Origin of the sequence: Myroides sp. C1519 (assembly GCF_038039755.1) — a bacterium.
Lineage (GTDB): Bacteria > Bacteroidota > Bacteroidia > Flavobacteriales > Flavobacteriaceae > Flavobacterium > Flavobacterium phaeum_A.
Genome location: NZ_JBBPHM010000008.1, coordinates 36,549 through 49,704, shown reverse-complemented (window position 1 = coordinate 49,704; position 13,156 = coordinate 36,549). Strand labels below are relative to the sequence as shown.

Below are 13,156 nucleotides of genomic sequence, written 5' to 3'. Positions count from 1 at the left end.
ATACTCCTGGCTTTTTTAAGATTTTCAATAAGTCAGATTTTTTCAAATCGTCTATTACTGGAATGGAAATTACGCTTTTCTTACGTTAACTGCGTTTAATCCTTTTTTACCTTTTTCAACTTCGAAAACAACTTCGTCATTCTCACGGATGTTGTCGTATAAACCTGTAGTATGTACGAAAATGTCTTGTCCTCCGTCTTTTGGTGTAATAAATCCGAAACCTTTAGTTTCATTGAAGAATTTTACTGTTCCTTCTTGCATAATATTAAGTATTTAATTTTGTATTATTTTATTATTTTGGCAACTTCTATAGCTCTAAGACCTTTAGGAGTTCTTTCTTTTTTAAAGGTAACGCGGTCACCTTGGTTTATGGGTTGTGTTAATTGACTGCTGTGTACAAAAATGTTCTCCTTCGTTTCGTCTTCAGTAATAAAACCAAATCCTTTACTACTGAAATAAGTAACCTGTCCAACACATTCTTCATTAGGTCCAGCTGCAGACATACGTAATTCGTGCTCTCTGTTCGCTGCCTCAATATCTTGCTCTTCTGGCGGAACCTCAGTTAAATTACCATTAATATCCACATAGATTAGCATATCTTCAAGGTCCTTTCCTTTATTGTTGTTGGTTTTTCGGTCTTCTCTTTTCAGTGCTTTCTCTTGCTTTTTCTGTGCTTTCTTTTTGTTTTTTTCTTTTTTAGAAAAAGAATCAGCCATATTTACTTTGTTTTTTAGTTTATAAAATTTTTACTTTGATACCTGTTTTCTCACTTTCATTTTAATTCCAGTGAAACGTTGAATATCATTAAGCTCTTTCTGTTGTTCTGGTGTACAGATAGATAGAGCAGTGCCTTTTATTCCAGCCCTACCTGTTCGACCAATACGATGTACGTAGGTTTCAGGTTTATCTGGAATATCATAATTAATGACAAATGGTAATTTGTCAATATCTATGCCTCTTGCAGCTATATCAGTAGCGATTAAAATCTTAATGCGTTTACTTTTAAAGTCTTCAAGTGCCTTTGTTCTTGCGCTTTGAGATTTATTACCATGAATAGCCATAGCTTCAAGTCCTCCTTTATCTAAGTGTTTTACAAGTTTATTAGCTTCGTGCTTTGTACGCGTAAATACTAATGTAGGTGCTTTTTGTTCACTTAAAAGAGAATGCAATAAGTCTCTCTTGTCCTTTTTTTCTATATAATAAACTTCTTGTGTTATAGTTTCTGCTGTGATTATCTCAGCAGCAATCTCTATTTTCACAGGATTTTTCACTATTGTGTTAGCAAACTTAGCAATGCTTGCTGGCATTGTAGCTGATAAAAACAGCGATTGTCTTTTAGAAGGTATATATGATAATATCTTTTTTAAATCATGGATGAATCCCATATCAAGCATTTGGTCTGCTTCATCTAAAACCAAAATCTGTAATTTTGATAAATCAACATATTTTTGGTTGATTAGATCTAACAAACGACCTGGCGTTGCTACAACAATATCAGCTCTTTGTTTAAGTGCTTTTATCTGAGGTTGTAATGAAACTCCTCCAAATAGTGCAATTGTCTTTAAAGGCAAGTGCTTGCTGTAATCTAAGAAACTTTTTTGGACTTGTAAAGCAAGTTCACGTGTAGGGACTAATACTAATGTTTTGATTCCTCTTTGTGAATTATCTTCTTTACTAAGTCTTTCTAAGATAGGAATTGCAAAAGCAGCAGTTTTACCTGTTCCAGTTTGAGCAGTACCGATTAAATCTCTACCCTGTAGGATTAGTGGTATAGCTTTCTGCTGAATCTCCGTTGCTTGAGAATATCCAATCTCGTTTAACGCTTGTTTGATTTGTGGTATTAAAGGTAATTCTTTAAAATTCATCTTTTCTTTAATAACTATATAAAGATATAAAATTCTTTACAATAGCTTGTTTAATTTTTAATAACTATTTGTATTAGTGATCTCTTCGTATTTATTCTTTTACAAAAGATTGTTTTGACTACGGGATAGTTCAATACTTAGAGTATAGGTGAATCACATAGGTTATTAATATTAAACTTAAAGACAGATAGATTACATTATTTCTCTTAGAAAGAAATAGAGTAATCATTTTGTTTGATGTTGTAATGATTAACTAAAAACTTCTGTTTTATTGCTACATTTTAGTGTAAGAACAAGACAGTTTACTAAATATAAGAATCAAGAGCTAATACGAATGTTACATTTGTTTCATCCATTCTTTTAAATATGAACGCTACCATTGGTAAAATCTATATAGAAAAGAAATTCATTAACTATTAATACGTTGCAAATGTATGATTATAAATTGAGATTAATAGTATATTTTTTTTATTTTTTCTAAAAGCAATGTGTTTTTTCTAACTTATAGCTTTTTTATGCTAATATTTTTTAGTGTTTTTAAAGATATATCTAAATATTTTAAAAAGGATAGTTGCGAATTTTTGGCTTTTATATCTTATTTTCTAATTAGAATCACGTATTTAGTTTATGTATTTGATATATATAGCATCTTTTTATGATGGATGTAAATGTACTGTTTTCAAATGGTAACTATTTTGTTTTTTATAGTAATTTATAGTTTCTAAGTCTGTTTTTCGTATATCAATAGAAAGGTTTACTTTTGAATATTGTTGCAAACTCAATTGTATATACATTTTAGATAACCCCTTTTTTATATGCTTGATTCTTTAAAAAAACGCGTAAATCAGTTTATAATTAAACTTCCCATTTTGATCTTACTATTTACTGTGATATGTTCTACCACTGGTTTTGCTCAAGAGGTGGAAGTAGTAGATGAAACGGATACTGCAAGTATTATTAAGTTGTGGTTAGATGACAATGGAGACAATAAACTATATATAAATGTTGGTGCAACGTGTAATAATTATGATAGTAAAGGATTGTTTCCTAAACGAGGATATCCTTCTGTGATATCTGTTGAGTTAGAGAATGATGAACACCATATTTTTGCTGAATTTGCCGATAGACATTACGACAGAGAAATGTTGATGTTTTATGATGAAGCAATTTGGTTTACGGAGTTAAACGAAAAGCAAGCTGTGTTTATTCCTGTTTTCTATTGTACTGTTTTTCACGGTAATACAATGCCATTGACTTATATTGTATTATATGATGGCAAACGATATTTGTATCATTTTGACTATCAATGTGAACCTTCTGTTTTGGGGAAATGTAGATTGCCTTACACGAATAAAGAATTAAGTAAACGATTGAGTAATTTACCTAAACCGTTGGAAAGTAGGTTTACAGATTACCTACGCAAAGTTTACACTACTCGTGAAGACTTATTTCCAAATCATGCAACATTTGACTTAGAAAAGTATCATCAAACAAAGAAACCTTTTGATTTGGCAACTGCTTATAATTCAAGCTATCCTTATGTGTTATTAGATAAGGTAAATACTTATTTAGTTGGCCGACGCTATTCTTTGGCTCTAACGTATTTAGAGGAGTTTGAATACTTGTATGTTCGCGATCCAAATATTGTTGATGTTGCTGGTTTTTATGTGCAAGACAGAAAAATTAGCGGTAAGGCAGAAGAATACAAGCCTTTGGTGTTAGATAATCCTCAGGAGTTATTGGATAAGGCAAAGGTTTTTACAGAGTATAGTTTATACCAAGAAGCTTATTTGATTTATAAAACTTTCATTGAAGAAATTGTTATGTTGATGGCAGAAGAGGCATAGTAACTAAGTGATATTTTAAAAATAACGTATAAAAAGCTTATTTGTGCTATTCCCTATATAGTTGTATCTTGCTAACAAATTGTTAAACAGTGTTTTAATTGGCATTAAGTGTCATTTTAAACAGTATAAAATTAAATAGTATGAAAAAGGTAGTTGCTTTATTAAGTTTAGCACTATTAACATTAGGAGCTTGTTCTTCTGATGACAATAAGGGAAATGATAAGGTTTCGATTGAAGTAGGGGAAAGTCATTCTACAGATATTAAAACACCAGTATGGTTACAAGGTACTTGGGCGCCAGAGAATGATTCAGAAGTAGAATTTGATGTCGTTAAATTTAGAATTACTAAAGATGATGTATGTATGCTTACTGGAATTACACAATGTTTTAAAGGAATTGTAAAAGAGTTACTTCGTGTTTCTAAGGATAATGTAAATGTTTATCAAAAATATGAAGAAGACTATTATCAGTTAGATATTGATTTTCCTGCAGGTGCAGTTGTAGAAATGGAATTTTATCGTTTAGATGATAATCGAATGAGACTTGTTCAAAGTGGTGCTTCAGCTGTTTTTGTAAGAAAATAGTTTAAAGGTATTATATAGAAAAAACCTCAACTAAATAGTTTGTTTAGTTGAGGTTTTTTTATGCCATATTTGATAGCTTTTTCTTTAGTTACAATATTAAATTTTTATGCATCATAAGTGCTATATCATTTTTTTTGCTATTTTTAATACTCTTAAATTCAGATGTTATGATACGTTCAATTGAGAAGGCGTACTATCCCTTAGCGGTTTTTATGATTTTAGTGGTATTGATTGCAGTAATCAATGAGCTTATGTATTTGTTATTGTTTATACCCGTATTTGCTTTTTTAGCTTTGCTGAAATTGTATATCATTGACCAACGATTGCATTACTATGGGGAGGAAGCATTGGCAACTATAGTGAAGTATAAGTCATACGTGAATTTTGATGCTAATGTAGCAAGTAGTAGAAGAGGAGATGTAAAAACAGAAGTGGTCTTGATGGAATTTACTACGAAAGAAGGGGAAACTGTGAAAGGACAACCTAAAGAATATGATATCCATACTCCGTCTATTGATGAAAGCCAATTCGGAACACCGTATTTGGATTTACACGAAGAGCTTAAGAACTTCAATCCGGTTGGACAAAAATATGAGATTATCTATGACCGAGAGCGCCCTGATATTTTCATTTTTAAAGAATTACTCTTAGATGAGATCGGAATTAGTGTGAGGTTAATGCAGCTATTAGGTGTATTTATTGCGCTGTGTTTTGGTTATATATTTTATACTTATAGCGTAGTTGGTACTGTTATGTATCTATTTGGTAAGTAATCATTTTTAATATTGAGGGGCTTTAAAGGCCCTTTTTTTTTGCTCTTTTTTAAGGAGAAGTGAAGATGGAGTATGTGAGGAGTGCTGGTAAGAACGTAGGATATGCGTGTTTTGTTTAGGTGATGTTCGAGACAAGTTCGAGATTTGCTCGGAAAAGAGCTTTTTTACCGAAGGTGTGTGGGAGGTGTGTCGAACTTGTGTGGTATTAGATATGATTGAGGTTCGCACTAATTTTATAGCAAGGATAAGTGATGTTGTTATCTAAAAAAAGAGGTGCAATATATTGCACCTCTTTCGTATAGAATTTCTATTTTAAATAGTATTACTATCTACTATGTGATAGTAAGTATTTGATAATAAGCTTTATGCTGTTTATCTTGCTTATGATTCTGGTGTAAGTTTGTTATTTGTAACACCACATTTAAGCATTGCTGCTCCGTAAAGCGGGTTGAATAAATCCTCAGCATCACTTAACCAAGCACCACCTTCTCCATTATCGTACATTGGACAGTATTGTTCAAATACAACGCGGTCAGATCCTACAATGCTGATTAATTTAACCATATCTTCTGTAAGGTCTTCAAATGCTTCTCTTTGTGCTTTGATATCACCTTTTTCAATTTTAGCAGCTTCTTCAGTTAATTCTTTCACTAACTCTTTAACGTTAGCGTCAGTAGAAGCAGTACCTACTTCATTTAAGCTTTTTACAAAAGCTACAGAAGCCGTTGCTGCGTCAGCTTGCTTGTCTTCTTGAAGTGCTTTTTTCATTGAAAAATACCCGTCTAATGAAGCTTTTAATACATCAGAAGATTTAACTGCTGTTGATTTCTCTACTGTTTCATTTGTTGCGTGTCCATGGTCGTGGTTGTGTTCATGCGTTTCTGTAGCAGGTACAGTCTCATTTGTTTTTTTGTCATTACAAGCTGTAAATGCAATCGCTAATACAGCAATACTTAAGATTACTTTTTTCATATTATTGTTTGTTATTTATAATTAGTGTATTGTTAACAGTTCATTATTGTGGTTGTGAAATGTAATATTCTACTTACACTGTAAACTATAAGCCGCTAACCTCTAAAACCTATCTCGTATATTGGCAACAGCTATGTAAACCTGCGTAGGCGTCGTGAGATGCTTTGTGGATCTCCGTATCGTGTCCAACACCTGCAACAGCTTTACTTACCTTTGTTTTATCTGTCTTTGAACTATCAATAGTCAAATGTAATAATTTTGTGTTTACATCCCACGTTGCAATTTGAACTCCTGCTACTGATTTTGCAGCGGTTTCAATGCGTTCTTGACAAAGTGTACAATTTCCTAAGACTTTAAACATTACTTCTTCACTGTGCTTATTAGTCGTACTATGATCAGTGTGACCAGCGCTTGCATTGCTGTCCTCATTGTTCATCATGCTTCGTTTTCCCTCTAATTGCGCACTCGCATCAATGGTAAAAACGCCATTGGTTACAATTTCCTCTCCATCTTGTAAGCCAGACATAACCACGTAGTTTTCACCTAATGAAGGTCCAAGCTCTATCTCGCGCATCATAAACGCTGGAGTAGTTGTGTTGGGTTGTTTTACATAGATGATCGAACGCTTACCAGTCCATAATACAGCTGATTTAGGAATTACCATTTCATTGTTGTACGCCTTCATCGGAGCTTTAATACGTGCACTCGCATACATCTCTGGTTTCAGGTTTTGATCGCTATTGTCTGTTTCTACACGCACTTTAGCTGTTCTTGATGTTGCATCAATAATTGGATTGATAAATGCTATTTTTCCTTTGTACACTTTGCCAGGGATACTCTGTAATGTATATTCTAAGTCAGCCCCTTCTTTCAAGAAAGGCAAGTCATTTTCATAAGCATCAAATACAGCCCATATTTTAGATAGATTAGAAATGCTAAATAACACAGTACCTTGATTGATGTAGTCACCTTGGTTCACATTTTTAGCAACAACAATTCCACTTGTATTAGCGTGAATGCTTACATAAGGAGAAACATTTCCAGAAGTAAGGACTTTGTTGATTTGCCCTTCAGACATTTTCCACAAGCGCAGTTTTTGTTTTGCCGCATCTACTAATAGGGGTTGAAAGTCTTTCAACTTTTCAGCTTCTAATAATTCTTGTTGCGCTGTCAATAGGTCAGGGGAGTAAATAGTGGCAATCAATTGGCCTTGTTTTACAGCTTCCCCTGTAAAGTTGATATATAACTTTTCAATACGCCCGTTTACGTGAGAGGTTTGCGATTGTTGTAATCGTTCGTCAACTTGAATTGTTCCGTATAGTTCAATATCCTTTATAGGGTCTTTTCTGCCTACTATGGTAGTTTGAATATTTGCTAATGCCATAGCTTGTTTTGACATTTGTATTGCATTGTCATCTACCGTTTCATCTCCACTATCACCAGATTTAAGAGGAATTAAATCCATTGCACAAAGAGGACATTTACCGGGTTTGTCCATCTTGATTTGTGGATGCATAGAACAGGTCCACAGAGTTGCTTTTTCTTCAGTAGGAGCAGGCTCTCCATTGTGTTCGTGTGTTCCAGAGCCACCAAATATCAACCATCCTAATAATAGTCCGATTAGTAAAATAGCACTGTACTTTACAGCGTTATTTTGAAATATATTTTTCAACTTATCCATTGTTTTCTGTATCTGTAATTGCAATTAATTTATTGATAGAGGCTACCATCGTATTGTAATTGGCAATAGCTTCTGCTTTTTTTAATTGGTAATCTAATAATTGTCGCTGTACTTGAATTACGTTGGTTAGGTCATTTTTACCAGCTACAAATTCTTTAACAATCAAGTTAAACGTTGTTTCAGCTAATGTACTTTGCTTGTCGTACAGTTTTACGATGCGTTCAGTATCTTCAAGCTGACTTTTATAATCGTAATAGGCTGCTTTTAGGGTGTTTAGTGTATTGTTGTAATTTTGCTCACTTGACTTCCACCACAGCTTACTTTCTTCTTGTTGGGCATTGTATTTTTTGCGGAAAATAGGTAGCGAGACCGTTAGCATAGGCATAACCATGTCTTTTCCGTTCATATCTCCCATACCTAACATAGCATCGTTCGTTTTACCAATAATCATATATTGTAAACCTACGCCAATCATAGGGTAACTCATCTTTTTGTCCATTTCTGCTTTTGCTTGATACGCTAATCCTTGTTCCGTAAGCATACCTAACATTGGGTTGTTGGTTTCAATCATAGCCATCACATCATCTTCTGTCAGCATAAATGGTGTTTTTTCAATGTGTTTAGCAACGACTACCTCAGCAGTTGCTTCTCGATTTAAGAGTACATTAAACTTTGCTTTTTCTACTTTTATCTGAGATTGTAAAGTTTCAATGGTATTTTCAACTTCAATAATTTCAAGGCGAATACGCAATACATCAGACATTCCAGAAGCTTGACTACCTCCCATTTCACTCATACCGCTGCTTGCTGCCATAGTAGGGGTAGAAGAAGCTGTATTTGATGCTCCCATTCCCATACTACTCATTCCATTAGCTGATGAGTTGGTCGTCGTTGGTGCAGGTCTATTGACAACAGGAGTAGGTGCTTTAGCCGAACTTGTAGGAGAAGAAAACTTCTTTAAAGATAGTTGTTCTAATTGTTCCAATAACTTTTTATTGTCTTCTGCATTGGCTAATTGCTGTTGTTGTTTTTGCAATATATACCATTGTGTGTTTACTTGTAAGGCCAGGTTCTCCTTTGCCTCTTTGTATTCTTGGTATTGCATTTGCGCCATGTGGCTCGCCTCGTTACGTGCACTTTTACGTGTGCCAAACCAAGGCAACATCTGCATTACTGTAATATCTCCAATTTGACGACCACCAACTATATCCATTGGTTTGGTATAAAACCCCATAGATAGTTCAGGGTCGGCAAACGCACCGGCTTGGGGTACCTTTTGTAAGGTAGCCTCATAAGCCAGTTGTTGTGATTTCACTAACGGATTGTGTTCAATAGCCACTTTTATATAGTGGGCTAAGGAATCCTTTGGTTGTTCTTGTGCTGCTATTGGTGCTGTTGTAGAGAACATCAATAGGGTAGTTGCTATATATAAATAAGATTTACGCTTCATTGTTTACGGTATTTTCAGTTGGTTTCTGTTCTTTTTTAATCGCCCATTCTCTCCACATACATTGGAATACAGGGACTACAAACATGGTCATAGATTGAATAAACATTCCCCCGAAAGTCGGAATAGCCATTGGCAACATAATTTCTGCTCCTTTTCCTGTTGAGGTCATCACAGGAAGTAAGGCGATTAATGCAGTAGCTGTTGTCATTACAGCTGGGCGTACACGTTTTAATCCAGCATATATTACAGCTTCTCTAATATCTTCTTTCGTTTTCGGGTCTCTGTCCACAAAGGTGTCGTGAATATACGTTCCCATTAACACCCCATCGTTGGTCGCTAAACCAAATAAGGCGATGAACCCTACCCATACGGCAATACTCAGGTTGATGCTGTGCATTTGAAATAAGTCGCGCATATTCATATCTCCGATGGAGAAGTTCATAAACCAAGGTTGACCATATAACCACAATAAGATAAATCCTCCTGCAAAGGCTACAAACACTCCTGAGAAGTGAATTAACGAAGCAGTGATTGTTCTAAATTGAAAGTATAGAATCAATAAAATAGCCAATAAACTGAGAGGAACAACAATCATTAAGCGTTGTGAGGCACGTTCTTGTTGCTCGTAATTACCTGCAAATTTGTAAGTAACTCCTTTCGGCAAGGTTAACTCGCCTGATGCTATTTTGTCTTGTAACAGTTTATCTGCTTCACGGACAACATCAACTTCTGCTTTACCAGCTATTTTGTCAAAAATCACGTAACCTAATAAGAAGGTGTTTTCACTCTGAATCATTTGAGCACCTTTGGCGTATTCAATGTCGGCAACCTCTTTTAGTGGAATCTGAACGCCAGTTGCAGTTGGAATAATTAGTTTTCCTAATGCTTCTGGGTTATCTCTCAACTCACGAGGATAGCGCAGTCTAACAGGGAAACGCTCACGACCTTCAACAGTTGTAGTCAAGGTCATTCCACCCACTGCAGCAGCAATTACTTCTTGTAAGTCGGCAACGGTAATTCCGTATCTCGCCATATTGTTTCTATTCAGGTGAATCTCGATGTACGGAGCACCCACTGCACGGTCGTAAAATACCGTTGATGGCATAATAGAAGGAATGTCTTTTAAAGCCGTTTCCAATGCTTTACCACCCGTTTCAATAGACTCTAAATCTGGTCCTGAAACCTTTAGTCCCATTGGAGCACGCATACCTGTTGACAGCATCACTAAACGGGCTTCAATAGGTTGTAATTTCGGAGCGGATGTTAGCCCTGGTAAGTGTGATACATTCACAATTTCTTGCCAGATATCATCTGCTTTCTTGATATGAGGACGCCATTGACGGAAATACTTACCTCCTTCATCTACAAGTAAACTATCTTTTGGAATCAACCTAAATCCGTTATCAGGAGTATAAGTATCACCATTGATAAGTTCAAACTCTCCTTTTCTATTGACTTTAAAACGCTCTCTATGTCCTTGTTCATTGAGCATATATTCTGGTCTATAGTTGATTGTATTCTCAAACATCTGAGCAGGAGCAGGGTCAAGGGCAGAGTTTACACGTCCCCATTTACCTACTGCTATTTCTACTTCAGGAATATTAGTAATACGCTTATCTAATGTCTCGATGAATTGCAAGTTTTGCTCAATTCCCGTGTGAGGCATACTCGTTGGCATAAGTAAATACGACCCCTCGTTTAAGCTTGGCATAAACTCCTCACCAATACCAGGAAATCGCTCACTTGGTTTTTGCCACATTGCTGTTTGGCGGATATTCTTCCAACCTACGGCTTCAAAACCGTTAGCAATTACTCCAAACGTCTTGTCAAACCCAAGCCATACTAAAACTCCGAATAACACGGTGATAATTGGAATACTCATAAACTTCCAGCGGTTGTTTAATGCCCATCTTAAGATGTTTTCATAGTAGATAACTAATAACCATAAAGCCCCTAAAATAAGTCCAATTGCAAAAAACACAAAGGCGAAGTTAAGACCAGTGCTTTGTTGTGTACCTAAAGGCAACCATTCTACGGTTAAGTAGTATAGCGCTACAATTAAGGCAATAGCTACATTGGCGTAATTAGCGATTTGTTCTCCTTTCCACTTCGGAGTAGATAGGTTGTTTAGTCCCACTAAAGACAAGGCAATTGCAGGCAATTCGCCTGTGAATATAATTAAAGCAAATCCCAAAAAAACTAAAGCGTAATTAGCATATTTGCGCAGCTTTTTACTGTCTAAACGAATAGAATAGATATAGTATGCAAGGGTAGGTAGTACCACAATTCCCAATAAGAAAGCTGAGGTTAAAGCAAAGGTTTTAGTATATGCCAATGGTTTAAACAGTTTACCTTCTTGTGCCTCCATCGCAAAAACGGGAAGGAAACTGATGATTGTTGTAAGCATAGCAGTTGATAAAGCTCCTGATACTTCAGACACCGCATTCGTAATCAGGTTTACAAATGCTTGTCCCTTGCTTTCAATGCCTTGTTTTCGTTCTTCTTCTATATGTCGAATAATACTTTCTACAAAGACGACTCCCACATCAACCATAACTCCAATAGCAATAGCAATACCCGATAGGGCAACGATATTTGCGTCTATGCCCATATATTTCATAATGATGAAGGTCGCTAATACACCAATAGGAAGAATACTGGATATAATGATAGAAGCACGTAGGTTGATAACCAAGACAATAACAACAATAATACAGATTAGTATCTCGTGTGCTAATGCACTTTCTAAGGTACCTATTGTTTCTTTGATTAAGCCAGAACGGTCGTAAAAAGGCACTACAGTTACTTTGGATACCGTACCATCAGCTAATGTTTTCTGTGGTAATCCAGCCTCCATCTCTTTGATTTTTGCCTTTACATTGGTGATTACCTCCATTGGGTTAGCACCATATCGAGCAACTACAACCCCTCCAACAGCCTCAATACCCTCTTTGTCCAATCCACCACGACGGGTAGCAGGACCAAGGTTTACAAAGGCTACATCTTTAACTTTTACAGGAACGTTATTTCTCACCGTTACTACGGCATTTTCAAGATCGCTTACGTTCTTGATATACCCTAATCCACGTACAAGATACTCCGCTTTGTTGATCTCAATAGTTTCTGCACCTATGTCTAAGTTGCTCTTTTGAATAGCAGTCATAACATCCATGACAGATACGTTATAAGCACGCATTGCATCTGGATTAACTTCAACTTGATATTCTTTGATATACCCTCCAATAGAGGCAACTTCAGACACACCAGATGCCGCTGCTAAACTATATTTAGCATAAAAGTCCTGTACAGTGCGCAACTCATCAGGATCCCAACCACCCGTAGGTTCTCCTGTTTGTGGATTGCGCCCCTCTAATGTGTACCAAAATACTTGTCCCAATGCGGTAGCATCAGGTCCTAAGGTAGGAATTACACCTTCAGGTAATGTTCCTGCTGGTAGAGAGTTTAGTTTTTCTAAAATGCGTGAGCGGCTCCAGTAGAATTCAACATCCTCATCAAAAATGATGTAGATAAATGACATTCCAAACATAGAACTACTACGTACAGTTTTTACTCCAGGTACTCCTAAAAGAGATGTGGTAAGAGGATATGTAATTTGCTCTTGTATATCTTTAGGAGAGCGCCCCATCCATTCTGTAGCAACGATCTGTTGGTTTTCACCAAGGTCAGGAATAGCATCTACAGGCACGGGATTACTTGGCAATATATTTTGATGCCAATTAAAGGGTGCGGTTACTAATCCCCAAATAATAACTACACAAAGTAGCAATAAGGTGATTAGTCTATTGTTTACAAAGTACTTAATGATTTTATTAAGCATAGTATTTGATTTTTTATGAAAAGACGATTGGGTTGTTTTGGTTAACGGTTGTTGGTTAACTGTTTACAGCTTGTATGTGAAGCGTAATACACCACTGTGGGTATACTATACGATGTAGATTCCCCTTGTCGTTCATTGATTATGAA

Annotated in this window: 10 protein-coding genes; 3 read left to right on the top strand and 7 right to left on the bottom strand. The window is 35.7% G+C overall.

The window, feature by feature from the left end; genetic code table 11:
• Positions 1-69: 69 nt before the first annotated feature.
• Genes AABL81_RS06345 through AABL81_RS06335 form a run of 3 tightly spaced genes read right to left on the bottom strand, consistent with a single transcriptional unit; the run spans position 70 to position 1,865 of the window.
• Positions 70-261 (bottom strand): cold-shock protein, encoded by a 192-nt coding sequence (locus tag AABL81_RS06345; protein ID WP_090408125.1) that lies wholly within the window; start codon positions 259-261, stop codon positions 70-72.
• A 23-nt stretch (positions 262-284) separates the two neighbouring features.
• Positions 285-716, bottom strand: coding sequence for a cold-shock protein (locus tag AABL81_RS06340; protein ID WP_158211102.1), 432 nt, complete (start codon positions 714-716; stop codon positions 285-287).
• 30 nt (positions 717-746) lie between these two features.
• Complete coding sequence (locus AABL81_RS06335) at positions 747-1,865, bottom strand: DEAD/DEAH box helicase (protein WP_158211101.1); 1,119 nt, start codon at positions 1,863-1,865, stop codon at positions 747-749.
• 815 nt (positions 1,866-2,680) lie between these two features.
• Between AABL81_RS06335 and AABL81_RS06330 the strand changes: the two genes are divergently transcribed.
• The 3 genes from AABL81_RS06330 to AABL81_RS06320 all read left to right on the top strand — a co-directional run bounded on the left by AABL81_RS06330 (position 2,681) and on the right by AABL81_RS06320 (position 5,069).
• A complete protein-coding gene (locus AABL81_RS06330; protein ID WP_341340612.1) occupies positions 2,681-3,712 on the top strand; it encodes a hypothetical protein in 1,032 nt (343 codons plus the stop codon).
• A gap of 140 nt (positions 3,713-3,852) precedes the next feature.
• Entirely contained in the window at positions 3,853-4,296 is a 444-nt protein-coding gene (locus tag AABL81_RS06325) for a hypothetical protein (protein WP_158211099.1), read from the top strand.
• A gap of 167 nt (positions 4,297-4,463) precedes the next feature.
• Positions 4,464-5,069 (top strand): hypothetical protein, encoded by a 606-nt coding sequence (locus AABL81_RS06320; protein WP_158211098.1) that lies wholly within the window; start codon positions 4,464-4,466, stop codon positions 5,067-5,069.
• Positions 5,070-5,450: 381 nt separating this feature from the next.
• Here the strand turns inward: AABL81_RS06320 and AABL81_RS06315 are convergent, their stop codons facing one another.
• The 4 genes from AABL81_RS06315 to AABL81_RS06300 form a co-directional block, all read right to left on the bottom strand.
• Positions 5,451-6,041, bottom strand: coding sequence for a DUF3347 domain-containing protein (locus tag AABL81_RS06315; RefSeq protein ID WP_341340611.1), 591 nt, complete (start codon positions 6,039-6,041; stop codon positions 5,451-5,453).
• 109 nt (positions 6,042-6,150) lie between these two features.
• Positions 6,151-7,722, bottom strand: a complete 1,572-nt coding sequence (locus AABL81_RS06310; RefSeq protein ID WP_341340610.1) for an efflux RND transporter periplasmic adaptor subunit — start codon at positions 7,720-7,722, stop codon at positions 6,151-6,153.
• On the bottom strand, positions 7,715-9,172 hold the full coding sequence (locus tag AABL81_RS06305) for a TolC family protein (RefSeq protein ID WP_341340609.1): 1,458 nt from the start codon (positions 9,170-9,172) through the stop codon (positions 7,715-7,717). The genes AABL81_RS06310 and AABL81_RS06305 overlap by 8 nt, the downstream gene beginning before the upstream one ends.
• Entirely contained in the window at positions 9,162-13,010 is a 3,849-nt protein-coding gene (locus tag AABL81_RS06300; protein ID WP_341340608.1) for an efflux RND transporter permease subunit, read from the bottom strand. The genes AABL81_RS06305 and AABL81_RS06300 overlap by 11 nt, the downstream gene beginning before the upstream one ends.
• Positions 13,011-13,156: the final 146 nt, after the last annotated feature.

What these genes read in the sequence shown, in the direction of transcription:
- AABL81_RS06345 (WP_090408125.1), bottom strand. Translation starts at nt 261, where the DNA reads ATGCAAGAAGGAACAGTAAAATTCTTCAATGAAACTAAAGGTTTCGGA.
- AABL81_RS06340 (WP_158211102.1), bottom strand. Translation starts at nt 716, where the DNA reads ATGGCTGATTCTTTTTCTAAAAAAGAAAAAAACAAAAAGAAAGCACAG.
- AABL81_RS06335 (WP_158211101.1), bottom strand. Translation starts at nt 1,865, where the DNA reads ATGAATTTTAAAGAATTACCTTTAATACCACAAATCAAACAAGCGTTA.
- AABL81_RS06330 (WP_341340612.1), top strand. Translation starts at nt 2,681, where the DNA reads ATGCTTGATTCTTTAAAAAAACGCGTAAATCAGTTTATAATTAAACTT.
- AABL81_RS06325 (WP_158211099.1), top strand. Translation starts at nt 3,853, where the DNA reads ATGAAAAAGGTAGTTGCTTTATTAAGTTTAGCACTATTAACATTAGGA.
- AABL81_RS06320 (WP_158211098.1), top strand. Translation starts at nt 4,464, where the DNA reads ATGATACGTTCAATTGAGAAGGCGTACTATCCCTTAGCGGTTTTTATG.
- AABL81_RS06315 (WP_341340611.1), bottom strand. Translation starts at nt 6,041, where the DNA reads ATGAAAAAAGTAATCTTAAGTATTGCTGTATTAGCGATTGCATTTACA.
- AABL81_RS06310 (WP_341340610.1), bottom strand. Translation starts at nt 7,722, where the DNA reads ATGGATAAGTTGAAAAATATATTTCAAAATAACGCTGTAAAGTACAGT.
- AABL81_RS06305 (WP_341340609.1), bottom strand. Translation starts at nt 9,172, where the DNA reads ATGAAGCGTAAATCTTATTTATATATAGCAACTACCCTATTGATGTTC.
- AABL81_RS06300 (WP_341340608.1), bottom strand. Translation starts at nt 13,010, where the DNA reads ATGCTTAATAAAATCATTAAGTACTTTGTAAACAATAGACTAATCACC.